Source organism: Microbacterium testaceum (assembly GCF_020781835.1).
Classification (GTDB): domain Bacteria; phylum Actinomycetota; class Actinomycetes; order Actinomycetales; family Microbacteriaceae; genus Microbacterium; species Microbacterium testaceum_H.
Map to the genome: position 1 here is coordinate 1 of NZ_JAJGNJ010000060.1, position 257 is coordinate 257.

The 257-nt window shown below is 70.8% G+C and carries 1 protein-coding gene; it reads right to left on the reverse strand.

Annotation, left to right across the window (positions count from 1 at the left end):
* The coding region (locus LL239_RS17625; protein ID WP_445241966.1) for a phage portal protein family protein at nucleotides 1-257 on the reverse strand (257 nt) is incomplete at both ends.

The window sequence follows — 257 nt, forward strand, 5'->3', positions numbered from 1 at the left end:
GTGCGCGGCGGCCGCCACGCCAGCTTCCGCAGGTGCGCACGCCCGAACGCGTCCGGCTCGTACACCTGCTCGAACACCGAGTGCCCGAACACCAGCTCAAGCAGAGCGAGTCGCAGGAACTCATCCCACGAGAACCGGCCCTTCGACCGCAGCGGCGCGACCCGGGGCTTCCCCTTGAGAGCAAGGCCGAGGTCGTCGGCGACGAGCTGCGCGACTTCATCGCGCACGCCCGCCGGGTCGAGCTGCCAGTCCGACTC